Source organism: Rhizobium sp. P38BS-XIX, assembly GCF_012641435.1.
Classification (GTDB): Bacteria; Pseudomonadota; Alphaproteobacteria; order Rhizobiales; family Rhizobiaceae; genus Rhizobium.
This window is the reverse complement of record NZ_JABAIJ010000016.1, coordinates 84,291-106,407: the sequence shown is the minus strand read 5'-3', so window position 1 is coordinate 106,407 and position 22,117 is coordinate 84,291. Positions and strand designations below refer to the sequence as shown.

The following is a 22,117-nucleotide window of genomic DNA, read 5'->3' as shown; positions in this document are numbered from 1 at the left end:
CGTCGATCAAAGCTCGTGTCTTTTTCCCTGCTGATCCTCGCAGCGGGTACCCTGACCTATGGCTATTTCATCAATCAGCGCGCACACCTCGACGCACCCGCGCCGACGCCGATCCTCTATGATCGCGGTGGCGCGTTTCTCGCCCAGATTGGCCATGCCGATCGGGAAAGCGGGCGGATCGATTACGGCTACTGGCCGCTGGAGAAACTGCCGGACCGCGTCGTGAAGGCAACGCTCGCGCTTGAGGACAGGCGGTTCTATGAGCATGCAGGCGTCGATCCCTATGCTGTCGGCCGTGCCGCCTGGCAAAATATCGGCGGCGTCGGACGCCGCTCGGGTGCCTCTACGATTGCGATGCAAGTCGCGCGGATGCAGCAGCCGGAATCGCGCACCCTTATGCACAAGGTTCTCGAAGCCGGTACAGGCGTATTGCTGACCCTGCGTTATGGCCGTGAAGCGATACTGGCGCAATATCTGCGGCTGGCGCCTTATGGCAATGGCAGCCACGGCATCGCCCATGCGGCACGGCTCTATTTTGACAAACCGGTCGCCGACCTTTCCTGGGCGGAGATCGCATTGCTTTCGGCAATCCCGCAATCGCCGACCCGCATGAATCCCTTTCGACCGGAGGGTTTGCGCCGTGCCATCCAGCGCGGCCATCAAATGCTGAATGCCCTCGCAAAACAGAGCGTCATCAACGCCGACGAGGCGGAAATCGCCCATCGACAGCTCGCCGAGATGCGCATGCCGGATCTGCCTCGCCGTCCGGACGCACTGCATCTGATCCTGCGATATCACGACCTCATCGAGACCAGGGAGATTACACCGTCGTCCGCAACGGCGCCGTTGATCCACACGACGATCGACCTTCCGCTGCAGGCGGATGTTACCGCTCTTGCGCGCCAATATCTCGACAGTTGGCGTCCTGCTGGCGCGCAGCAGGTCGGCGTCATGGTCGTGTCGCGTCAAACGGGTGAAGTGCTCGCCCAGGTGGGTTCCAGCAATTACTACGGCAGGTATGCCGGCGCGTTCGACTACACACGAACGCAACGTTCACCCGGCTCGACGCTCAAACCCTTTATCTATGCGCTGGGATTCGAGCGCGGCGTCCTGAAACCGACGGATATGCTGCTGGATCTGCCAGAGGGTGCATCAGGCATCGGCGACGCGGACCGGGAATTCCTTGGCCCCATGCTGCCGCGCCAGGCCCTGGCCAATTCACGCAACGTGCCGGCCACCAATCTGCTGCGCACCATCGGTCTCGAGACAGCATTTCGCTTTCTACGCGATCTTGGTCTGCACGACCTTGAGACGCCTGCAGACCACTTTGGCCTGTCGATGGCAATCGGGTCGCTGCCGACGCGGCTGGACAGGCTGATGCGCGCCTATGGCGCGCTGGCCAATGACGGACAATTGCGTGATCTGCGCTGGGCGCGCGAACAGCCGCAGCCACAGGCTGTACGGATCCTGTCGTTGGATACAGCACGATTGATCACCTCTTTCCTGTCCGATCCACAGGCGCGACTGCCGAGCTTCCATCGTTATGGCTCACTGGAATATCCATTCCCCGTCGCCATCAAGACCGGCACGTCACAAGGCTATCGCGACGCCTGGGCCATGGCCTATTCGGAAAAGGTCATCGTCGGCGTCTGGATCGGCCGCGGTGACGCCGGTACCATGAACCGGATGACCGGTGCAGGAAGTGCCGCCCATCTCGTACATGCCATCATCGATCGGGTGCATGGCAACAAGCCCGGGGACATCGCCGATTCACGCTTTCCGACGCCGCCGGATCGTAAGCCTATTGCGGTCTGCGTCGTCAACGGACAGGCAAACGACAATAGCTGCAGCCGGACTCTGGTGGAATGGCTGAAACCTGACGAGATGCCGAAAGTGGCAGCGATATCGCCTTCCCGGCCGAGTGAAAATCTTACATCGTTGCCGATCAGCGCGATTGCGGGGAGAAGCCAAGGCTATTCACTCGCCAAGGTCGATGCCTCCGACCCGCAGATCCATCTGGCCATATCCACGCCCGCTCGCAACAGCCAGATCTGGCGCAACCCAGAACAGCCGGCGGCATTCAACCGGCTGGCCCTGAAAGCCGATGTCCAGCCTCATGTGCCGCAAATCGTCTGGTATGTGGATGGACAGCCGTTTGCGGTTACCGACCCCGACAAGCCTGTCTTCTGGCCGATCCAGAGCGGTGAGCACCGCTTCCAAATCCGCCTGCCCTATCGCGACGAGACATCCGCGATCGTTCCGGTTTACATCCAATAAGGATGGACCGAAACGAGCCCTGCCTGGCGCAGGCTATAGCAAGGCGCCCTCGAGACGTTCGGACGTAAAGGCGATTTCCTGTCCGAACGACAACTCAAGCGTGTTGCCGTCGGGATCGGCGATGTAGGTCCAGCAGCCGACAGGCGGTCCGTCATCGCGCGGCTTCGACCTTAGAATACCGCAACGCTCGGCTTCGGCCGCTTGATTCAGCACCTCTTCACGGGTAGCACAAGCGATGCCGATATGCCCGAAGGGACCGAGTGGCGTGTCCTGCAGGCTCCGCGAAGCGACAAGGACAAGTGCGAAGGGGCGTAAGCCATCGGCCATCCAGGCAACAGCTTCAAGCGGCTCCCTGGCTTGCCTGCGGTGGATGACGTGAAGATTGGCAAACTTCTTATAGAAGGCGATGCTCTTGTCTAGATCGCGCACCAAAAGCGCGACGTGCGATAGACCGAGATCTGTATTCGTTGCTTGGCTCATGTTCGTTTCTCCTTTCATTTTCAATTTCGCCCATCAATAATGTGAATTGAAATCGAAATGAGACATCACGATCATGCATGAAATGAATAATATCGCAGCCTCGGACTTGAACCTGCTTATGGTTCTGGAGGCCTTGCTTGAGGAACGCCACGTCTCGCGTGCGGCTTTGAGGCTCAATCGATCTCAGCCCGCCGTGAGCCACGCGCTTGCGAGATTGCGGGATATCTTCAACGATCCGTTGCTGGTCAGGGGCGACGAGGGTCTTCAGCCGACCGCACGTGCACTTTACCTTCAGGAACCCTTGGCGGAAGCGCTTGCGCTTGTTCGCTCCATGATGGAGCAACCGGGGTTCAATCCGAGCCAGACTGAGCGCCTCTTCCGTCTTTCCATATCGGATTACGGCGCAGCCATCCTCCTGCCTGCCCTCGTGTCGCGCTTGCGGCGAGACGCCCCCCTTGTCGATCTCTCCGTGGTTTCCTATGGCAGGGACAGGGCACTTGCGGCTCTTACCGACGGCGAAATCGACCTTGCCGTCGGCGTCTATCCCACGCTCAAGCAGCAGGCCCATCGCGACTTGAGAAGCCTATCTTTATTCAAGGAGACGTTTGCCTGCCTGATCGACGCCGGATACAGCCAAACTCCGATTGATCTCGCCGCCTATCTTTCCCGGCCACATGTCCAGATTTCGGTGGCTCTCCAGGACAATAGCGAGATCGATGGCATGCTTGCACGCCTCGGCCATAAGCGTCGCATTGCCATACAAATCCCCCATTGGTCGATCGCGCCGGATCTTGTGCGTGGTACGGACCTCATATTGACGGCAGCGCGACGCAGCCTCGCTCACCTTGCCAACAACGAACTTATTTGCTGTGAGGTGCCGTTCGCGATGCCGACCTTCCCCTTCGTCCAGACCTGGCATCGCCGCCGGGACCGGGACCAAGCCCACCGTTGGTTACGGCAGCAGATCGCCGAGTTGGCAAGTTCAAAAGACGTTGGCGGCGGACAGCCAGCTTAAACTCCCTTCGCGTGGCTAAAGCATTCATTTTTCGTGTGATTTTGTTTGCATCATAGTCCACGACACCGCGGTCATCCGCCTATGGCGGCGCTTGAAGAGCGCAATTTCGTGCCGATGACAGGGCGCTGTGAATCGTGGTTCGAATCTGCTTGCCACTAGAAAAATACTAATATATTACTTCGCTCGCATCGTCGGGGGGAGCCGAGTGAAGTCGTCAACAAGCCCATTTCCATCAATCACTGGACTGCGGATATGACTGTCACCCGCAAGCGGCGGTCGATCGCCGGCGTTACTCCTCTTTCGCATCAACGTGCGGCAACGCCGCGTACCGCCACGCTGATCTACGACATGCTGCGAGAAGAAATCATTTCCCTTCGTCGCAAGCCCATGGACTTGCTGAACGAGAAAGAACTGGAAGCCCAGTTCGGAGTCAGCCGTACCCCGATCCGGGAAGCCATTTTACGTCTCGCAGATGACGGACTTGTCGACATCTTCCCTCAATCCGGAACCTTCGTCTCACGCATTCCACGGCGCGCGCTCTATGAAGCGATCCTGGTGCGAAAGGCGCTTGAGGATACGATCGTTTCGATCGCCGTTGACAAGATGACGCCCGCGAACACGCGTCTGCTGGAGCGCAATCTCGACGATTTGAGTGTCAGCGTTCGCGACGACGATGTTGAGGCCTTCCACCGGATCGACAACGAATTCCATCAGTTGATCAGCGACATCGCCGCCTTCCCAGGCATTTGGACGATCATCCAGCAGGTTAAGGTCCACAGCGATCGTTACCGCCTCCTCACATTGCCACAGGACGGGCGACTTGCGCGGGTTCTCGATGAGCATTCCGCCGTCGTCGAGTGCATGCGCAAGGGTGACAAGACCGGCGCCATGCAAGCTATGGGCTTCCATCTCGGCAGGCTTTTGCACGAAGTCGAAACCGCCGAAATCTGGGATCCGAACTATTTCATCGAGGATGCAATCTCTCCCTTGGCATCCGCCGCGAAGAAGGAAAACACACCATGAAAATCGAGGTCAGGCACGCTTCTCATCCGGAGGCGGTACGCAGCTATGACACCCAGACGCTGCGCCAGCATTTCCTTATTGAGACCGTGTTTGCCAGCGGGGAAATCCGGCTCTGCTATTCTCACTACGATCGCATGGTGATCGGCGGTGCAACGCCGCTGCAGGAAAGCCTTGTTCTGACGGCTCCGAAGGAGATCGGCCAGGAAACCTTCCTGGCTGAGCGGGAGCTCGGCGCTCTCAATGTCGGCGGCGCAGGCCGGATCATCGTCGATGGCCAGAGCTATGATCTGGCCAAGTATGATTGCCTTTACGTCGGCAAGGGCGCGAAGGATGTTTCCTTCGAAAGCGCCGACAGCGGCAATCCGGCCAAGTTCTACCTCGTGTCGACCCCCGCGCATCAGAGCCATCCGACCGTTCGACTGACGCGCGACATGGCGCGGCACCTGACGCCCGGCGAAGCGGCGACTGCCAACAAGCGCTCGATCTATCAGTTCATCCATCCGGAAGTCTGCCAATCCTGCCAGCTGACCATGGGCTTTACGATGCTCGAAGCCGGAAGCGTTTGGAACACGATGCCGAGCCACACCCATGATCGTCGCATGGAAGCCTATCTCTATTTCGATCTCGACGCGGATCAGCGCGTCTTCCACTTCATGGGCGAGCCGCAGGAAACCCGTCACATGCTCGTCGCCAACGAACAGGCGATCATCTCGCCGCCCTGGTCGATCCATTCGGGCGCAGGCACCAAGAATTACAGCTTCATCTGGGCCATGGCCGGTGACAACAAGAGTTTCACCGATATGGACCACATCGCGATCGCAGACCTGAGGTAAGCTCCCATGCCACATCCTTTTGATCTCTCGGGTCAGACCGCAATCGTGACCGGCGCCAATACCGGCATCGGCCAAGGCATTGCGGTCGCCCTCGCACAAGCCGGTGCCTCGATCGTCGCGGTCGGACGCTCGACGATGGATGAAACCCAGGCGTTGGTTGAACAGGCAGGCGTCCGGTTTCACGCCGTCAAGGCCGATCTCTCGACCATCGAAGCGGTCAAGGCGATCGTCGCCGAAGCAGTTTCAACTTTTGGCACCGTCGACATTCTCGTCAACAATGCCGGCATCATCCGCCGCGCCGACGCGATCGATTTCACCGAGGAAGACTGGGACGCCGTCATCGACACCAACCTGAAGACGGCGTTTTTCCTGTCTCAGGCTGCCGGCCGCCACATGCTGGAAAAGGGGCGCGGCAAGATCATCAACATCGCCTCGCTCCTGTCTTTCCAGGGAGGGATCCGCATTCCGTCCTACACCGCCTCGAAGAGCGGGCTTGCCGGCATCACACGTTTGCTTGCCTGCGAATGGGCAGCCAAGGGCGTCAATGTCAACGCCATCGCGCCCGGCTATTTCGTCACGAACAATACCACGGCGCTGCGCGAGGATCCCGACCGCAATGCCGCCATTCTTGCCCGGATTCCGGCCGGTCGCTGGGGAAAGCCCGAAGACATCGGCGCAACGGCCGTTTTCCTCGCAGCACCGGCTTCCGACTATGTGCACGGCACCGTCATTCCGGTCGACGGAGGATGGCTGGCGCGCTGAAGGCGCAGGATCGCGCCACGCATCGCAGCATTTGGAGGAGAAATGCAGTATCAGTTCGATTTCTGGGCACTCTTGCCCTATTGGCAGGACTTTCTGTGGGGCGCGCTGACGACCCTTGAAATCACCTTGTTTTCGGTGGCGATCGGTCTGGCAATCGGCGTTGTCTGCGCCGTCGCGCGCCGATCCGACGCGCGGGTCCTTCGAGGAGCTGTCGGCATCTATATCGAAACGGTGCGCAATACGCCGTTCATCGTCCAGATCTTCTTCATCTTCTTCGGCCTGTCTTCCGTCGGGGTTCGCCTGCCGATCGTCGCCGCCTCGGTCTTTGCGATGGTGATCAATGTGGGCGCCTATACGGCGGAAATCGTTCGAGCCGGCATGGATTCGATCCATCCGAGCCAGATCGAGGCAGCCGAGTCATTGGGGCTGTCCAAGTTCCAGATCTACCGCGATATCATCCTTCTTCCAGCTATTGAAAAAGTCTATCCGTCCCTTTCCAGCCAATTCATTCTGATGATGCTTGCAACATCGATCTGCTCGCAGATCTCGGCGGAAGAACTGACGGGCATTGCCAACAATATCCAGTCCAATACGTTCCGCTCGCTGGAAACCTATGTCGTCGTCGCGGTGCTTTATGTGGTCATCACCTATCTGATGCGTGCCGCATTCTTCGGGCTTGGCCTGATTGCCTTCCCGCGCCGTCGCAAACTCGAACTCGGTTTGTGAGGCGTCCATGCTCGGGGGATTTTCGACCAACCATCTCATCTATCTACTCGACGGTCTTGTCTGGACCGTCGTGCTCTCGGCGCTGGCCTTTCTATTCGGCGGTGTTGCCGGCTTTTTCGTCATGCTGGCGCGGATCTCGCGGTTTCGCTGGCTGCGGCGTGTAACCCTCGTCTACATCCAGATCGTACAGGGCATGCCGCTGCTCATTCAGATGTTCCTTCTCTATTTCGGCCTTGGTGTCTTCGGCATTTCCGTTCCGCCGCTCATGGCGGCTTGCCTTGGCATGATGGTCTACACCAGCTCCTATCTCGGCGAGATCTGGCGTGGTGCAGTCCAGTCGATCGCCAAGACGCAGTTCGAGGCCGCAGAGTGCCTTGGTCTGACGCGCTGGCAAGCGTTGCGCGACGTCATCCTGCCGCAGGCGTTGAAAATCGCGACGCCGCCCACGGTCGGCTTCCTCGTGCAGCTGGTCAAGAACACATCGCTTGCCTCGGTTGTTGGCTTTCTGGAGCTGACGCGCGCCGCGCAGGTCATCAACAACTCGCTATTCCAGCCCTTCCTGGTCTTTGGCGTCGCAGCCTTCCTGTATTTCTGCGTCTGCTATCCGCTGTCGGTCTGGAGCCGTTCGCTTGAGAGGAAACTCAATGTCGGTCGCCGTTAAGCTCACCAATGTCGTCAAGCGCTTCGGAGAGCTGGAAGTGCTGAAGGGCGTCTCTTTCGAGATCAATACCGGCGAGGTTGTGGCGTTGCTCGGCCAGTCCGGTTCCGGCAAGAGCACCGCGTTGCGCTGTATCAACCGGCTGGAAACGATCCAGGAAGGTTCGATCGATGTCTGCGGCCACCGCGTCGAGGACCCGAAACTCGACCTGCGCGCCCTGCGCCGGGATATCGGCATGGTGTTCCAGAGCTACAATCTGTTTCCGCACATGACGGTGGCAGAAAACATCATGCTGGCCCTGCGCCGCGTGAAGAACATGCGCCGGGATCAGGCGCGCGAGATCGCCGTTCAGGTTCTGGCCAAGGTCGGGTTGTCGGAAAAGATCGACAATTATCCGGAGCAGCTCTCTGGCGGACAGCAGCAGCGCGTCGCGATCGCAAGGTCACTCGCCATGCAGCCGAAAGTCATGCTGTTCGACGAGGTGACATCGGCGCTCGACCCGAAGCTCACCGGCGAAGTGCTGCGCGTCATGGAAGATCTCGCGCGCGCCGGGATGACCATGATCGTGGTGACGCACGAAATGGGCTTCGCCAAACGCGCCGCCAATCGCGTCATCTACATGCACACCGGCAAGGTCTGGGAGACGGGAGGAGCAGACATCCTCTCCAATCCGCAGACGCCCGAACTGAAGGAGTTCATGGCCGCAGAGCTTTGAAGCTGAGGCATGATGCCGGAAGGCGCACGCGGCTTTCGGACGACATTGCGATCTATCCATTTGATTTTAGTGCGGATTAAAATTTTGTCTCGAACAGACTCAAAGCCATTCCGCCCTAAGGAGGAGACCTGCGACTTTCGCAGGGTCGGACAACCGAGAGAGGAGTCTCATATGCCGACGAGAATGATTTCGAAACTTGCGCTGATTGCCAGCGCCGGTTTGCTTGCACTTGCCACCGTTGCCCATGCCGATGTTCTCGACAACATCAAGAAAGCCGGGAAAGTCCGCATCGCAGTCGCGATGGGTATCCCCGAATATTCCTTCGTCGACGAAAACCTGAAGCCGACGGGCTCGGACGTCGAGACCGCCCAGCTGATTGCCAAGGATCTTGGCGTGAAGCTGGAATTGGTGGAGATCACCAATGCGGCCCGCGTTCCGTCCGTGCAGACGGGTAAGGCCGACATGGTCGTTTCCTCGCTCGGCATCACAGAGGAACGCAAGAAGGCGATCGACTACTCCATTCCGTATGCAACGCTCGCCCTCGTCGTGGCAGCGCCGCCCAGCGTCGAGATCAAGGGCTATTCCGACCTCGTCGGCAAGCGCGTCGGCGTTACCCGCGCAACGACGAACGACCAGGACATCACGGCGAATGCCAAGGGTGCCACCATCGTCCGCTTCGAAGACGATGCAACGCTCATCACCTCGGTTGTTTCCGGCCAGGTCGATATTCTGTCCAGCCAGTCCGCCGTCATCAACGGCATCAACAAGAAGCTGGGTGATCATCCGCTGCAGGTAAAGTTCACCCAGAAGGAAACCGTTCTCGGTATCGGCATCCCGAAGGGCGAGACTGCGCTGAAAGGCTGGCTGGATCAGTGGGTGAAGACGAACTTCGACAACAAGGTTCTGCGCGACATCTATCGCAAGTACCACAATGCCGAGCTGCCTGACAATCTCACATCCCGCTAAGGGAATGTTGCTACCGCAACACCATCAAAATCGATGAAGTTCCAATCTTACAGGCGGCCAATGGCCGCCTGTTTGGCTATTCATGCGCAGTCCTTGCGCACCCGTTCCTCACTGCGGTTGCGCAGCAAAATCAACGGGTGCGGCAACACCTTCAAGGCCGGTTGCAACGACTGATACGCGGAAGACACCATCGAGATTTCTATCGAAGATCGCGCCGACCACGATATCGGCATCGGAAAAGACTTCATCGCGAATGCGGCTGGCCGCTTCGTCCACTTCGAACAGCGTCATGTCAGAGCCGCCGGAGATGGAAATCAGCACGCCCCGCGCGCCCTTCATGCTCATATCGTCAAGTAGCGGATTGGCGACGGCGGCATCGGCGGCCTTCAATGCACGACCCGGGCCCGAGGCTTCGCCGGTTCCCATCATCGCCCGGCCCATGCCGCGCATGACGGATTTGACGTCAGCGAAATCGAGGTTGATGAGGCCTTCCTTGATGATCAGGTCCGTAATGCAGCTGACGCCGGCATAAAGGACCCGGTCTGCGGTCACGAAAGCATTGGCGAAGGTGGTCGTGGCGTCTGCAATGCGAAACAGGTTCTGGTTCGGAATGACGATGACGGTATCGGCGCTTTCCCGCAAACGCTCGATACCTTCATTGGCGGTGCGCATGCGGCGATTGCCTTCGAACGTGAATGGCTTGGTGACGACGCCCACCGTGAGAATCCCCGCCTGCCGCGCGACCTGCGCGATGACTGGCGCAGCGCCCGTTCCTGTGCCGCCGCCCATGCCGGCCGTGATGAAGCACATATGCGTGCCATGGAGATGATCCATGATCTCGTCGATGGATTCTTCGGCTGCGGCACGACCAATATCAGGCAGCGAACCCGCGCCGAGACCTTCTGTGACCTGCGCGCCGAGTTGAATGCGTCTGCCGGCCTTCGACGTCGCTAGCGCCTGCGCATCGGTATTCGCCGCAATGAATTCGACGCCCTGCAACTCCTCGGCGATCATATTGTTGATCGCGTTGCCGCCGCCACCGCCGACACCGACGACTGAAATCTTCGGTATCACCCCGGCAAGTGGTGTGCGGACATCGGCCATGAAGGACTCCATTCAATAATTCAATTATCGATCGCGCACCGTTCGTCGAAGCAGGCGTCAATGCGATTCGCTTTTGCATAAATATCCTAATTAGGAACGTGTGCGCATTACGGCATGTAAACATCGCCCTCCACAGAATAATGGGTCCAACGGAAAATTTGTGAGCCGGATACCGGGTAACAGACGCGCGGCATATCCCGGCCCGTTACCGGATCGCACGCAACGGGTCTGAAATGCTTCCCGAATTGCACGCTCCAATGTCGCTGCGAAGAGAACCACACGTCGCACTTCGGGCTTGCTTGTCTGCGCCGTTATTTCGCCCTGACCGTGCAGCAGAGATGGTAGACACCTATCGAGCGATTCTGTCCCGGAAACGAAAGGCAATGAAATGTTTATGAAATTGGTAGCTACAGCGTCTATCTTGCTGGCAACGGCAGCACAGTCCTACGCTTCGAGCGACAGTGCATGGAACGCACTTTTCGCGAAGGTGAATGGCACCTGCATCGGGATGTCGCGCATGAATACGCCCGAGGTTTCAGCACCCATCGTTTTCGATGATGCGACGGGCAAGGTCGGCCTTCTGTTGCGCGGATCGCTTGGAAAGACCAAGGGAAAAGCCGAGACGGTGAATCTGATGTGCCTATATGACAAAAAGACCGGCAAAGCCTCGATCGAGGAATATCACTGGCTCGGGCGCTGAGCGGCAATTGTGGAGCGATAGCGATCGCTATCCATCATTCCCAACGGCAAAGAGAAGAGATTGCGTGGCGGCGTTGGCCGCCACGCCATGTTCCATCACTTCGGAAGCTGTGCGCCTGCCTGCTTGACGGCATTGGCGATGACTTCGCAGAATTGCTTCTCTGACACATTCTGTGCCTTGGCGGAGGCTGCGAGATCCTGGTTGACGCCCATGGCGGAAATCTTGCCGCTTTCGCCTTCCTTCTCGGCCGCATCGCCCTTGGAAGTATCTGTCGGCGCCGGAATGAGAGCGCTCAACTTCTGCTGAACTTCAACGGCAGAACCGTCGATATGGCCGGCGTTCTGGCAATATTTCAGAATGCCGAGCTGATTGCGTGCCGAATTATATGCCATTTCCATCTGGTCGCTGGTCGCCTGCGCAAATGCCGGCGCTGCAAATCCGAGCACCGCGATGCCCGTCAGAATAATTTTACGCATATGAAACTCCTGATTGCTTCAACATGGTGCGATGTAGCCTCAATTGCTTCGAAGGCAATACCCGCAAGGGTCAGGAGAATTATTCTTGAAGAAAACCATAGGATGAGTGTGTGGAACGCTCAAACAGACAGATGGAAAATGCGATGCGCGCAATGAAAAGGCCGCGTCGGGTAAATCCCCGCGCGGCCTTTTCGTTATCCATTTACCACCGACCTGAACGATCCTGTACGGCGGAGTTCGATCCGCGTCTCGACGCTCCGATCAAAAATCCTCCCAGGCGGGGCTGGCTGCCGGCGCAGTGTTTCCGAATGCCGAGCGAAGTTTGTCGGTCAGCGCCCTCTGTCCCGAGGACTGGCTGCCCGCGGCCTTGCTGAGGGGGATAGCCCTGGCAGGCGCATCGGTGTGAACCCGCGCCGCGGCATTCAGCGGAACCACTTTTCTGGCACTCATATCCAACTTGAACTGCGCAAGGCGGTTGGAGAGCGACGAGACTTCGCTTGCCAGCGTATGCGTTGCCGCGTTGGATTCCTCGACCATGGCGGCATTTTTCTGCGTCGCCTGATCCATCTGGTTGACGGCCGTATTGATCTCCTGAAGCCCGGTCGATTGTTCCCGTGCCGATTGTACGATTGCCTGTACGTTGCTGTCGATCAATTGCACTTCCTGAACGATCGCCCGCAGCGCTTCACCGGTCTGACCGACCAGGCTCACGCCTCGCTTGACCTGATCACCGGAAGAGTGAATGAGCGCCTTGATCTCCTTGGCGGCCGTCGCGGAGCGTTGCGCAAGTTCGCGCACCTCCTGGGCGACGACTGCAAAGCCCTTGCCTGCTTCACCGGCTCGAGCTGCCTCGACGCCGGCATTCAGCGCAAGCAGGTTTGTCTGGAAGGCGATATCGTCGATCACGCCGATGATGTTGGAGATCGATAGCGAAGACTGCTCGATACCGTTCATCGCTTCGACGGCGCTGTGAACGATCTCACCGGAGCGCTCGGCATTGTCTTTCGTGCGCCCGACGAGGGAAGCAGCTTCTTCGGCGCGTGTGGTGGAGTCCTTGATCGAGGTAGTGATCTGTTCGAGCGCTGCCGCCGTCTCCTCGACGGACGCCGCCTGCTGTTCCGTACGACGCGCCAGATCGTCCGCCCCCGTGCGGATCTCGTCAGACCCGCTCTGGATCACTGACGCGTTCTCCGAGAAGGACATCATCGCTTCCTGGAGCTTCTCGACCGAGGCATTGAAATTGCCGCGGATCGCATCGAGAGCAGAGGTAAACGGTTGATCGAGACGCACCGTCATGTTTCCGTCCGAAAGCTGCACCAGCCCGGCGGCAAGCTCGCCGACGGCGAATTTGACCTCGGCTTCCTGGGCATCGTTGATGCGGGCGCGTTCAGCCCGTTCGATCTCCTGCGCCGACCGGCTCGCTTCAGCCTCTGTCTCAAGCCGCACTTTTTCCCGGTTGTTTTCAAGAAGTATGTGCAGCGAACGCGAGAGATCACCGATCTCATCGCGAGCCTCGCGATCCTTAAGCACGACGTTGAGATCACCATTGGCGATCCTGTCGGTTTCGCCGATGACATTCTCGATCCGACGCACGAACCGCCGGGCGATCAGCCAGCCGGCAAGGCCGAGAAGAACAGTGGCGATCGAAGTGACCAGAATGGCATTTCTGACGACGGAATTGACCTGCGCAAAAACCGTGGCCTTCGGCACGGCGACGATTGCGTACCATGACATGCTGTCGGTGAGCTTCACCGGCTCGGCAACGGCGAAATAATCGGTGCCGTCGGCGCTGGTGATTTCGCGCTCCATACCAGGGTTGGCGATCAGCTGATCCCAGCCGGCCGTCTCCGCACCACCGTCCTTGATATTCTTCCCGATCAGCGCGCCATCGGGATGGCTGATCATTCCGCCGGCTCCGGTGACGAGGCTCATGAAGCCCGTCCCCATCGGGTGAATGGCGGATATGGCCTTTTGGGCATCGTCGAGCGCCATGTCCATGCCGGCCACGCCGACGGGCTTGCCATCGATGATGATCGGCTTGGTAATGGAGGTCATCAAAACCTGCTTGCCATCGATCGCATAGGAATAGGGTTCGATGATAACGGTCTTTTTCTGGGTGAACGGCAGCTGGTAGTAATCTCCGGCACCTGACACGGTGTAATCCGTCAGCGGAACGTGGCTGATAGCGCCGCCGCTGCGCACCCAATAGGGAACATAGCGGCCAGTGGCATCGTGGCCTTCCTTGCCGACGAAATCCTTGTCCTTGCCATCAAAGGCATCCGGCTCCCAGCCCGTCCAGACGCCAAGCGCCACCGGATTGGTTGCCAGCAGATTTTTGAGGATGCTGTCCGCTGTGGAGCGATCGGCATGGCCTGACACTTTCATCGTCTCAAGGACGGTCTCCAGCGAATTGACCACCGCAATAGCTGACCCGAGGGTCTTTTCCGATCCGGCCGCAGTCGTGCTGGCCATCTGCCGCATCTGATCGAGGCTCGATTGGCGAATGGTCGTGTACGCGGAATTAAACAAGATCGCTGATGCGGCGACCGTCGCGATGACGCCACACGCGGCGACCGAGAAAATATTGCGGCTAGTTGCGGATTTCAAAATCATATCACCACCTTATCGGGTGGCGTTGCAAAGCGGCCCGCCCCCCGCGCGACCTGACAGTAACAATATTCCGCAAGCGGCCAATATGACCGGAACCGCTTGTATCCTGTCCAAGATAGATGTTCGTGATTAATAATCAGTATATCTTTGGGAAATGGCGACTTACCGGGCGACTATGACTTTTAGTGATAAAGAAAACTTGGGAATTATTTCTCTGAAATTAATACTTCGATCCTATTGGGTACACTCAATAGATACCGCACCGCAAAATTAGTAACATCTATTAGATTTCAACCATCGCAATACATTCCGGAATCAGACACGCAAACGTTTTTGCTCGATTTCGTGCCACACGCTTGTCAGCCCATGTTTCGAGTGCCATTGGTCTCAGGACACGGACCGAGACATAAGCAGCCTGCCAATGAAACTTGACGCCATCGATCTGCGGATACTTGAAGCCATTCAACGCGATGGCCGCATCACCAAGCTTGCGCTCGCGGAAAAAGTGGGGTTGTCGCCGACACCGTGCTGGCTGCGCCTGCGCAAGCTGGAAAAGGCCGGGATCATCACCGGTTATCATGCAAAACTTTCCCTGCGTCGGTTGGCGCCTGTCGCCAGCGTCATGGTGGAAGTCACCCTTACCAATCATCGGCAGGCTGACTTTGAGCGCTTTGAGCGCGCAATCGCGTCCACGCCGGAAATCGTCGCATGCTGGGCCGTCGGCGGCGGCGTCGATTACATTTTGAAAATAACGACCGTGAACATCGACGCTTATCAACGCCTGATCGACAATCTGCTCGACCGCGACCTCGGCATAGAACGCTATTTTACCTACATCGTCACCAAGACCGTGAAGGAAGAAATCGTCCTTCCGGTAGCCGATCTTCTTTCCGGCGAACTTCCTGACGACGAATAGAGAAACTCTCTAGCATCGTCTTTTTCTTTAGGCCTTTTCTCTCCTGCTGCTGCGACCAATAGACAATCTCTCGTGGTGTTCCATGACAGCATGGGTCATCTGGAAAGAGAGATTTGCCGATGAACGCGCTCCACGCCCGTGCCACCTATCATGAAGCCCTTTCGCGGCTGAACGACCGCCATCTCTTGCGAGATCTGTCCTATGTCGCGGGCCGCTGGGTTGCTGGCAAGGCCAATCAAAGCTTTGAGGTCACCGATCCAGCCTCCTCCGCGACGCTTGCCTGGGTCACCAGCCTCGACCAACGAGAGACTTTCGAGGCTATCGACGCCGCGAATGAGGCCTTTGCGGGCTGGCGCTCGCTGCTGCCGCAAAAGCGCGCGGCAATCCTGCGCAAATGGTATGAATTGATGATTGAGGCGCGCGAAGATCTGGCGCTGATCATGACTCTGGAGCAAGGCAAGCCGCTCGCTGAATCCCGCGGCGAGATCGATTATGCGGCAGGCTTCATTGAATGGTATGCAGAGGAAGCCAAGCGTATCAACGCGGAGAGCGTGACCAGCCACCTGCCCGATGCAGAAATGATCGTGCGCAGGGAAGCTCTGGGCGTTGTCGGCATTGTCACGCCCTGGAACTTTCCTTCGGCCATGATCACCCGCAAGGCGGCTGCAGCGCTTGCGGCCGGCTGCACCGTCGTCGCCCACCCGTCGTCCGAAACACCGCTTTCGGCGCTGGCACTTGCCGAACTCGGCGAGCGCGCCGGGCTTCCGTCCGGCGTCTTCAATGTCATCACCGGCGACGCGGCGACCATTGTCGGCGCGTTCTGTGACGATCCGCGGGTCAGGGCACTGAGCTTCACCGGCTCGACCGGCATCGGCAAGATGATCGCCGGCCAGTGTGCCGGAACAATGAAGCGGCTTGTGATGGAACTTGGCGGCCATGCGCCGCTGATCGTCTTCGATGATGCCGATATCGATCGCGCCGTGGATATCGCCATCAATGCCAAATTCGCAACGTCGGGCCAGGATTGCCTCGCCGCCAATCGTATCTTCGTCCAGCGTTCGATCATGGACGCGTTCGTCACGGCATTCGGCAAACGCATCGAAGCCTTGAAGGTAGGAAACGGCTTGGACGGTGCCGCCGAGATCGGCCCGCTGATGCACGAACGCGCCGTCGTGAAAGTGGAAGAACAGGTGGCGGACGCTCTGAAGCAGGGCGCACGGCTTGTTGTCGGCGGAAAACGTCACGCGGCTGGTTCACTCTTCTTTCAGCCCACTTTGCTGGTCGAGCCCTCACCGGATGCGCTAATCATGCACGAGGAAACGTTTGGACCGGTCGCCGCCGTCAGCGTCTTCGACAGCGAGGACGAGGTCGTCGCCCGGGCCAACGACACGGAATATGGCCTTGTCGCCTATGTCGTGACCGCCAATGGCGCACGGCAGATGCGGCTCGGCCGCGCGCTCGAATACGGCATGGTGGCCATCAACCGCGTGAAGATTACCGGCGGACCGATCCCCTTTGGCGGCTGGAAGCAATCCGGCCTCGGTCGTGAAGGCTCCCGCCACGGCATCGAAGCCTTCACCGAGCTCAAATATCTCTGCGTCGACACGACTGCCTGACGCTCCCGATACAAAAAGAAGGAACCACAACATGTTGGACAAGCGCAACGAACTGAACGCCTGGGACAGGGACCATTTCTTCCATCCCTCGACCCACATGGGAATGCACGCGCGCGGCGAAACGCCGACCCGGGTGATCTCGAGCGCCGAGGGCGTCTACATCACCGACACCAGCGGCAAGAAGAGCCTCGATGCCTTTGCCGGTCTTTACTGCGTCAATGTCGGTTACGGCCGCCAGAAGATCGCCGATGCGATCGCCGAGCAGGCTAAGAACCTTGCTTATTACCACGCCTATGTCGGTCACGGCACCGAAGCCTCGATTACGCTTTCGAAGATGATCATCGACCGCGCGCCCGAAGGCATGAGCCGCGTCTATTTCGGTCTTTCCGGTTCCGATGCCAACGAGACCAACATCAAGCTCATCTGGTACTACAACAATATTCTCGGTCGTCCGGAGAAGAAGAAGATCATTTCCCGTTGGCGCGGCTATCATGGCTCGGGTGTCATGACGGGGAGCCTGACTGGCCTGGAACTCTTCCACAAGGCCTTCGATCTGCCGCGCGCGCCGATCCTCCATACCGAAGCACCTTACTACTTCCGCCGCGCCGATCGCTCGATGAGCGAGGAACAGTTTGCACAGCATTGCGCTGATAAACTCGAGGAAATGATCCTAGCCGAAGGTCCGGACACAGTCGCAGCCTTCATCGGTGAACCGATCCTCGGCACAGGCGGCATCGTTCCGCCGGCGAAGACCTACTGGCAGAAGACCCAGGCCGTTCTCGATAAATACGACATCCTTCTCGTGGCTGATGAAGTCGTCACCGGCTTTGGGCGTCTCGGCACGATGTTCGGATCCGATCATTACGGCATGAAGCCGGACCTCATTACCATCGCCAAGGGCCTGACATCTGCTTATGCGCCGCTTTCGGGCAGCATCGTGTCGGACAAGATGTGGCAGGTGCTCGTCCAGGGATCGGATCAGCTTGGCGCCATCGGCCATGGTTGGACTTATTCCGCACACCCGATCTGCGCGGCCGCCGGCATCGCCAACCTCGAGCTGGTCGATGAACTCGGCATCGTCGAGAATGCAGGCTCGACCGGCGCCTATTTCCGCTCGGAACTCGCCAAGGCTGTCGGCGGTCACAAGCATGTCGGCGAAGTTCGCGGCGACGGCTTGATGGCTGCCATCGAATTCGTCGAAGACAAGGACGACCGCAAGTTCTTCGATCCCGCGCAGAAGATCGGCCCGCAAGTGGCGGCAGCGCTGCTTGAGCGTGGCGTTATCGGCCGTGCCATGCCGCAGGGAGACATTCTCGGCTTTGCACCGCCGCTTTGCCTGACTCGCGAAGAAGCCGATACCGTCGTGAAGGCGGCTGCCGGCGCAATCGACAGCGTGCTCTCGGGCCGCTGATCCGCGCTAAGCCGGCGCAATTCCCGCGCATCCTCATACAGTGGTGCGGCCCGTTGTTGACAATGGGCCGCACCATCGCATTCGGTCGTCGCCATTCGGCGCCGGATGGTGTACATGGATTCTATAATTGTACCGGATCAATCCATGTATCGTCATGATTCAAAAGACCAGGACAATGGTGCCTGGAAGCCCGTTCTTCAGCATCGTAAGGGTGCGACCAAACACAAGCTGCTGACTGACAAGATCATCGCCGACATCGACGATGGCATCCTGCCGGTTCACACCCAGATGCCCACGCATCGCGATCTCGCCCACGCGCTCGGAATCTCGGTCCAGACCGTGAGCCTGAGTTACAAGGAAGCCGAGCGCCGCGGCTACCTGCGCGGCGAAGTTGGGCGCGGCACCTTCGTGCGTAGCCGCGTCACCGAACGCGCCGACAGCTTCATGCTCGATCGCGATCCGAGCGGCAGCGCCGATCTTTCTATCATTCGGGCCGTCTACACCGACGCGCATGAGCGATCGGCCCGCGAACTGATGCGCGCTCTTGCGGAAACCGATAATAGCAGCTTCATGCGACCTTGCCGGCCGATCGCCGGTCTGGATGCTCATCGCGCCGCAGCGCAGGTCTGGCTATCACGTTTGTCGGTGAAGGCCGACCCCGATCGGATCCTGATTACGAACGGCGCAGCGCACGGCCTCTTCCTTGCCGTCGCTTCGGTGATACGGCCGGGCGAAGTGGTCCTCACCGAGAACTTGACCGATCACGGCATCATCGGTCTCGCCAATGTTCTCGGCTTCACCCTGCGCGGCCTGCCGACGGATCACGAGGGTATATTGCCGGATGCCTTCGAGGCCGCTTGCGCCGTCGGCGACGTGTCTGCGCTTGTCATCGTCTCAACGCTCGGCAACCCGACCAGCCACGTCATGGGTGCAGAGCGCCGACGCACGATCGCCGATATCGCCCGCCGGCACGGTATCTTCGTCATCGAAGACGAAGTGTATAAGCCTATGCTGCGCGATCCCCTTCCCTCCATGGCGGACCTTATACCTGAGCTGGGATTCTTCGTGACGAGCTTTACGAAATCCGTGATGACGGGATTGCGTCTTGGTTATCTCGTGGTGCCGGCCCATTATTCGATCCGCGCCGCGTCGATCCTGCGCGTTACCGGCTGGAGCGCGACCAATGTCGTTGCGGAAATGGCTTCGCGCTGGGTTCTGGATGGCACCGCCGAGACGCTGCTTGCCGTTCAGAGAAACGAAGCCGAGGCACGACAGTCGATCGTCTCCGACGTGCTGGCTCCATTTGTTGCAGGCAGCCATCCGCTGTCGCTATGCGCATGGCTTTCGGTGCCCGAGCGCTGGACCGAGGATGGCCTTGTGCGCGCACTCGCGCGCAAGGGCGTCGCGATCACGCCGTCCGAGCCTTTCGTCGCAGGCGGGGAGCGACCGGCTGGCGGCATTCGCATCTGCCTCGGCGGCCGCCTGTCTCACTCCGCCCTTCGCTCGGCACTGGAGACCGTTCGCGGCACTTTCGAACAATTGCCCCCTGTGTTCGATGTCGGCTCTATCGTCTAGAGCAATTCCAGGAAAAGTGCGCAGCGGTTTTCCGTCCGGAATTACGCGAAAACAAAGAGATAGAGCGGTTCGGGGGTTCCGTGAAAAGCTGAACCGCCCTAGCGCCGCCGCAATTCGATTTCCTCAAAGGATAGACGCGAGGAACTCCTTGGTGCGCTCCTCCTTGGGCGCGCTGAAGATCTCTTCTGGCTTGCCCTGCTCACAGATGCGACCCTTGTCGAAGAAGCAAACCCGATCGGACACTTCGCGCGCAAAGCGCATCTCATGCGTGACCAAAAGCATGGTCAGGTCGTGCTCATGGGCAAGGTCACGAATGACGCCGAGCACCTCGCCGACAAGCTGCGGATCGAGCGCCGATGTCGGCTCGTCGAAGAGCAGCACTCTCGGGCGCATGGCAAGCGCACGGGCGATCGCGACGCGCTGCTGCTGGCCGCCCGAGAGCTGGCTTGGATAGTGATCCTTCTTTTCTGAAAGGCCGACCATGCGCAGAAGTTCGACTGCGCGGCATTCGGCCTCCGCCCGCCCCAACCCCAGCACGCGGGTCGGCGCCTCCACGACATTGCGCAGCACGGTCATGTGCGGAAACAGATTGAAGCTCTGGAAGACCATGCCGACATGGGTGCGGATCTGGCGCAGATGCGCCTCGCTAGCGAGGAAGCGTCCGCGACCATTGTCCTGATGGTAGGACATGCCGGCCAGATGCAAGGTTCCCTCCTGGAAGGGTTCGAGCGTCATGAGGATGCGCAGGACCGTTGATTTCCCAGAGCCGGATGGGCCGATCAGCGTCACCTTCTCACCGGGCGCGACATCGAAACAGAAATCATCGAGTACGGTCAGATGGCCGTAGCGCTTGGTCACATCTTGAAAGCGGATCAGTGGTTGCGTCATTTGAGAGCAATTCCGTTTTTCGGCAACGCCTTTTCGAGCCAATGAATGACCGCCGAGCAGACGAGCGTGAGGATGAGAAAGATCAGGCCAACGAGAGAAAGGGGCACCAGATACTCGAATGTCCGATCTCCGATGAGATTGGCAAGGTTGAGCATGTCGACCACCGTGACGACGGAGAGCACCGGCGTCTCCTTGAGCATGGAAACGAGATAATTGCCCATGGCCGGAATGATGCGGGGGATCGCCTGTGGGATGATGATATCCCAATAGGTACGCCCATGGCCAAGATTGAGCGCCGTCGCCGCCTCCCATTGTCCACGCGGCACGGCATCGAGACCGCCACGATACACTTCCGATGTATAGGCCGAATATTGCAGCCCGAGGGCCAGAGCGCCCGTCAGGAATGCAGGCAGCGTGATGCCGTAGATCGGCAGGACGTAGTAGAGGAAAAAGAGCTGCACGAGCAACGGCGTGTCGCGCAGGAACTCGATGACGAAGGCTGTCGGCCAGGAAATCGCAATGAAGCGACTGCGTCGCAGCAAGGCGAAGATCAGGCCGAGAACGAGTGCGATGGCAAAGCCGGCGGCCGCCGCCTCAAGCGTCACGATCAAGCCGATGCCAAGGATCGGCAGGATTGACCATGCGAAGGACAGCGTCGTCGACGTATCCCATGTGAAGCCATACATCATGCCGGGGACCTCCCCGGGAAGGCGGCGCCACGCCGGAAGACCGTCTCCAGCCAACGCATGAAGGCGACGAGGATGAGCGCCATGATGAAATAGCCGACGAGCGTCAGCGAGTAGATCGTGACGCTATCGAGCGTGATATTGCGCAATTGCTGCGCCTGAAAGGTCAGATCGCTGATCGAAATAAGCGACACCAAAGCCGTGTCCTTGAGGTTCTGGACCGCGAGATTGCCGAAAGCCGGCATCATTTCGACCACAGCCTGCGGTAGAACGATGTGGAAGAGCGTCTGACGCTGGCCGAAGTTGAGGGCTCGCGCCGCCTCATGCTGGGTATCTGGAACCGCCTGCAACGCACCGCGCACCACTTCCGCGCCATAGGCGCCGATGTTGAGCGCCAGGCCGGCGATGCCTGTCGTGATGGGGTCGAAGGAGATTCCAATCAGCGGCAGCGCGTAATAAAGCCAGAAGAGCTGCACCAGCAGCGACGTGCCGCGAAAGATCTCGATATAAACGATCGCGATCGAGGAGAGCAGCCTCCCTCCGGCAAAGCGCGCAAGGCCGGCTGCAAAGGCAAGTGCGGCACCGAGCAGCATCGAGGCGACGGCGATGATCGCGGTCACCTCCGCGCCCTTCAGCAAGGCCGGAATATAATGGGTCCAACTCATTTTGGGTCACCTCCG

General features: G+C 59.0%; 21 protein-coding genes. 14 read left to right on the top strand and 7 right to left on the bottom strand.

The window, feature by feature from the left end; translation table 11 throughout:
* The first annotated feature begins 15 nt into the window (after positions 1 to 15).
* Entirely contained in the window at positions 16 to 2,277 is a 2,262-nt protein-coding gene (locus HGP17_RS31375) for a transglycosylase domain-containing protein (protein ID WP_348649014.1), read from the top strand.
* A 33-nt stretch (positions 2,278 to 2,310) separates the two neighbouring features.
* On the opposite strand, the gene HGP17_RS31370 is transcribed toward HGP17_RS31375, so the two are convergent.
* On the bottom strand, positions 2,311 to 2,757 hold the full coding sequence (locus tag HGP17_RS31370) for a VOC family protein (protein WP_205926214.1): 447 nt from the start codon (positions 2,755 to 2,757) through the stop codon (positions 2,311 to 2,313).
* 73 nt (positions 2,758 to 2,830) lie between these two features.
* Between HGP17_RS31370 and HGP17_RS31365 the strand changes: the two genes are divergently transcribed.
* The 8 genes from HGP17_RS31365 (at position 2,831) to HGP17_RS31330 (ending at position 9,455) form a co-directional block, all read left to right on the top strand.
* Positions 2,831 to 3,772, top strand: a complete 942-nt coding sequence (locus tag HGP17_RS31365; protein ID WP_168815525.1) for a LysR family transcriptional regulator — start codon at positions 2,831 to 2,833, stop codon at positions 3,770 to 3,772.
* A 252-nt stretch (positions 3,773 to 4,024) separates the two neighbouring features.
* The gene (locus HGP17_RS31360) at positions 4,025 to 4,795 is read left to right on the top strand and encodes a GntR family transcriptional regulator (RefSeq protein ID WP_168815523.1); all 771 of its coding nucleotides are present in this window, start codon (positions 4,025 to 4,027) and stop codon (positions 4,793 to 4,795) included.
* The gene (gene kduI, locus HGP17_RS31355) at positions 4,792 to 5,628 is read left to right on the top strand and encodes a 5-dehydro-4-deoxy-D-glucuronate isomerase (RefSeq protein ID WP_168815515.1); all 837 of its coding nucleotides are present in this window, start codon (positions 4,792 to 4,794) and stop codon (positions 5,626 to 5,628) included. Before HGP17_RS31360 ends, kduI begins: the two co-directional genes overlap by 4 nt.
* Before the next feature lie 6 nt (positions 5,629 to 5,634).
* The gene (gene kduD / locus HGP17_RS31350) at positions 5,635 to 6,390 is read left to right on the top strand and encodes a 2-dehydro-3-deoxy-D-gluconate 5-dehydrogenase KduD (RefSeq protein WP_168815512.1); all 756 of its coding nucleotides are present in this window, start codon (positions 5,635 to 5,637) and stop codon (positions 6,388 to 6,390) included.
* 42 nt (positions 6,391 to 6,432) lie between these two features.
* Positions 6,433 to 7,116 (top strand): amino acid ABC transporter permease, encoded by a 684-nt coding sequence (locus tag HGP17_RS31345; RefSeq protein WP_168815510.1) that lies wholly within the window; start codon positions 6,433 to 6,435, stop codon positions 7,114 to 7,116.
* Between the two features lie 7 nt (positions 7,117 to 7,123).
* On the top strand, positions 7,124 to 7,777 hold the full coding sequence (locus HGP17_RS31340) for an amino acid ABC transporter permease (RefSeq protein ID WP_168815508.1): 654 nt from the start codon (positions 7,124 to 7,126) through the stop codon (positions 7,775 to 7,777).
* Positions 7,761 to 8,489 carry an amino acid ABC transporter ATP-binding protein gene (locus HGP17_RS31335; RefSeq protein WP_168815506.1) on the top strand — a complete coding sequence of 243 codons (729 nt, stop codon included), beginning with the start codon at positions 7,761 to 7,763 and terminating at the stop codon, positions 8,487 to 8,489. Before HGP17_RS31340 ends, HGP17_RS31335 begins: the two co-directional genes overlap by 17 nt.
* Positions 8,490 to 8,660: 171 nt before the next feature.
* On the top strand, positions 8,661 to 9,455 hold the full coding sequence (locus HGP17_RS31330; protein ID WP_168815504.1) for a transporter substrate-binding domain-containing protein: 795 nt from the start codon (positions 8,661 to 8,663) through the stop codon (positions 9,453 to 9,455).
* Between the two features lie 108 nt (positions 9,456 to 9,563).
* Here the strand turns inward: HGP17_RS31330 and ftsZ are convergent, their stop codons facing one another.
* On the bottom strand, positions 9,564 to 10,559 hold the full coding sequence (gene ftsZ / locus HGP17_RS31325) for a cell division protein FtsZ (protein WP_168815502.1): 996 nt from the start codon (positions 10,557 to 10,559) through the stop codon (positions 9,564 to 9,566).
* A gap of 394 nt (positions 10,560 to 10,953) precedes the next feature.
* Here ftsZ and HGP17_RS31320 point away from each other — a divergent pair, with 394 nt between their 5' ends.
* Positions 10,954 to 11,259: a hypothetical protein gene (locus tag HGP17_RS31320; protein ID WP_246704302.1), complete on the top strand. Its 306-nt coding sequence runs from the start codon at positions 10,954 to 10,956 to the stop codon at positions 11,257 to 11,259.
* A gap of 95 nt (positions 11,260 to 11,354) precedes the next feature.
* On the opposite strand, the gene HGP17_RS31315 is transcribed toward HGP17_RS31320, so the two are convergent.
* Both HGP17_RS31315 and HGP17_RS31310 read right to left on the bottom strand, forming a co-directional pair.
* Positions 11,355 to 11,735: a pore-forming ESAT-6 family protein gene (locus HGP17_RS31315; RefSeq protein WP_168815498.1), complete on the bottom strand. Its 381-nt coding sequence runs from the start codon at positions 11,733 to 11,735 to the stop codon at positions 11,355 to 11,357.
* 261 nt (positions 11,736 to 11,996) lie between these two features.
* Entirely contained in the window at positions 11,997 to 14,348 is a 2,352-nt protein-coding gene (locus HGP17_RS31310; RefSeq protein ID WP_168815496.1) for a methyl-accepting chemotaxis protein, read from the bottom strand.
* Positions 14,349 to 14,766: 418 nt separating this feature from the next.
* Here HGP17_RS31310 and HGP17_RS31305 point away from each other — a divergent pair, with 418 nt between their 5' ends.
* From HGP17_RS31305 to HGP17_RS31290, 4 genes are all read left to right on the top strand, one after another.
* The gene (locus HGP17_RS31305; protein WP_168815494.1) at positions 14,767 to 15,261 is read left to right on the top strand and encodes an Lrp/AsnC family transcriptional regulator; all 495 of its coding nucleotides are present in this window, start codon (positions 14,767 to 14,769) and stop codon (positions 15,259 to 15,261) included.
* Between the two features lie 119 nt (positions 15,262 to 15,380).
* A complete protein-coding gene (locus HGP17_RS31300) occupies positions 15,381 to 16,877 on the top strand; it encodes an NAD-dependent succinate-semialdehyde dehydrogenase (protein ID WP_168815492.1) in 1,497 nt (498 codons plus the stop codon).
* A 31-nt stretch (positions 16,878 to 16,908) separates the two neighbouring features.
* Positions 16,909 to 18,288, top strand: coding sequence for an aspartate aminotransferase family protein (locus HGP17_RS31295; protein ID WP_168815490.1), 1,380 nt, complete (start codon positions 16,909 to 16,911; stop codon positions 18,286 to 18,288).
* 144 nt (positions 18,289 to 18,432) lie between these two features.
* Positions 18,433 to 19,863 carry a PLP-dependent aminotransferase family protein gene (locus HGP17_RS31290; protein WP_168815582.1) on the top strand — a complete coding sequence of 477 codons (1,431 nt, stop codon included), beginning with the start codon at positions 18,433 to 18,435 and terminating at the stop codon, positions 19,861 to 19,863.
* A gap of 123 nt (positions 19,864 to 19,986) precedes the next feature.
* Here HGP17_RS31290 and ehuA read toward each other — a convergent pair whose 3' ends face one another.
* The 3 genes from ehuA to ehuC are packed head-to-tail and all read right to left on the bottom strand — an operon-like array spanning position 19,987 to position 22,102.
* Positions 19,987 to 20,751, bottom strand: a complete 765-nt coding sequence (ehuA, locus tag HGP17_RS31285) for an ectoine/hydroxyectoine ABC transporter ATP-binding protein EhuA (RefSeq protein WP_168815488.1) — start codon at positions 20,749 to 20,751, stop codon at positions 19,987 to 19,989.
* On the bottom strand, positions 20,748 to 21,440 hold the full coding sequence (gene ehuD / locus HGP17_RS31280; RefSeq protein ID WP_168815486.1) for an ectoine/hydroxyectoine ABC transporter permease subunit EhuD: 693 nt from the start codon (positions 21,438 to 21,440) through the stop codon (positions 20,748 to 20,750). Before ehuD ends, ehuA begins: the two co-directional genes overlap by 4 nt.
* Positions 21,437 to 22,102, bottom strand: a complete 666-nt coding sequence (ehuC, locus tag HGP17_RS31275) for an ectoine/hydroxyectoine ABC transporter permease subunit EhuC (RefSeq protein ID WP_168815484.1) — start codon at positions 22,100 to 22,102, stop codon at positions 21,437 to 21,439. The genes ehuD and ehuC overlap by 4 nt, the downstream gene beginning before the upstream one ends.
* Positions 22,103 to 22,117: the final 15 nt, after the last annotated feature.

What these genes read in the sequence shown, in the direction of transcription:
- HGP17_RS31360 (WP_168815523.1), top strand. Translation starts at nt 4,025, where the DNA reads ATGACTGTCACCCGCAAGCGGCGGTCGATCGCCGGCGTTACTCCTCTT.
- ehuD (WP_168815486.1), bottom strand. Translation starts at nt 21,440, where the DNA reads ATGATGTATGGCTTCACATGGGATACGTCGACGACGCTGTCCTTCGCA.
- HGP17_RS31305 (WP_168815494.1), top strand. Translation starts at nt 14,767, where the DNA reads ATGAAACTTGACGCCATCGATCTGCGGATACTTGAAGCCATTCAACGC.
- HGP17_RS31320 (WP_246704302.1), top strand. Translation starts at nt 10,954, where the DNA reads ATGAAATTGGTAGCTACAGCGTCTATCTTGCTGGCAACGGCAGCACAG.
- ehuA (WP_168815488.1), bottom strand. Translation starts at nt 20,751, where the DNA reads ATGACGCAACCACTGATCCGCTTTCAAGATGTGACCAAGCGCTACGGC.
- HGP17_RS31300 (WP_168815492.1), top strand. Translation starts at nt 15,381, where the DNA reads ATGAACGCGCTCCACGCCCGTGCCACCTATCATGAAGCCCTTTCGCGG.
- HGP17_RS31340 (WP_168815508.1), top strand. Translation starts at nt 7,124, where the DNA reads ATGCTCGGGGGATTTTCGACCAACCATCTCATCTATCTACTCGACGGT.
- ehuC (WP_168815484.1), bottom strand. Translation starts at nt 22,102, where the DNA reads ATGAGTTGGACCCATTATATTCCGGCCTTGCTGAAGGGCGCGGAGGTG.
- HGP17_RS31290 (WP_168815582.1), top strand. Translation starts at nt 18,433, where the DNA reads ATGTATCGTCATGATTCAAAAGACCAGGACAATGGTGCCTGGAAGCCC.
- ftsZ (WP_168815502.1), bottom strand. Translation starts at nt 10,559, where the DNA reads ATGGCCGATGTCCGCACACCACTTGCCGGGGTGATACCGAAGATTTCA.
- HGP17_RS31315 (WP_168815498.1), bottom strand. Translation starts at nt 11,735, where the DNA reads ATGCGTAAAATTATTCTGACGGGCATCGCGGTGCTCGGATTTGCAGCG.
- HGP17_RS31295 (WP_168815490.1), top strand. Translation starts at nt 16,909, where the DNA reads ATGTTGGACAAGCGCAACGAACTGAACGCCTGGGACAGGGACCATTTC.
- kduI (WP_168815515.1), top strand. Translation starts at nt 4,792, where the DNA reads ATGAAAATCGAGGTCAGGCACGCTTCTCATCCGGAGGCGGTACGCAGC.
- HGP17_RS31370 (WP_205926214.1), bottom strand. Translation starts at nt 2,757, where the DNA reads ATGAGCCAAGCAACGAATACAGATCTCGGTCTATCGCACGTCGCGCTT.
- HGP17_RS31335 (WP_168815506.1), top strand. Translation starts at nt 7,761, where the DNA reads ATGTCGGTCGCCGTTAAGCTCACCAATGTCGTCAAGCGCTTCGGAGAG.
- kduD (WP_168815512.1), top strand. Translation starts at nt 5,635, where the DNA reads ATGCCACATCCTTTTGATCTCTCGGGTCAGACCGCAATCGTGACCGGC.
- HGP17_RS31345 (WP_168815510.1), top strand. Translation starts at nt 6,433, where the DNA reads ATGCAGTATCAGTTCGATTTCTGGGCACTCTTGCCCTATTGGCAGGAC.
- HGP17_RS31330 (WP_168815504.1), top strand. Translation starts at nt 8,661, where the DNA reads ATGCCGACGAGAATGATTTCGAAACTTGCGCTGATTGCCAGCGCCGGT.
- HGP17_RS31365 (WP_168815525.1), top strand. Translation starts at nt 2,831, where the DNA reads ATGCATGAAATGAATAATATCGCAGCCTCGGACTTGAACCTGCTTATG.
- HGP17_RS31310 (WP_168815496.1), bottom strand. Translation starts at nt 14,348, where the DNA reads ATGATTTTGAAATCCGCAACTAGCCGCAATATTTTCTCGGTCGCCGCG.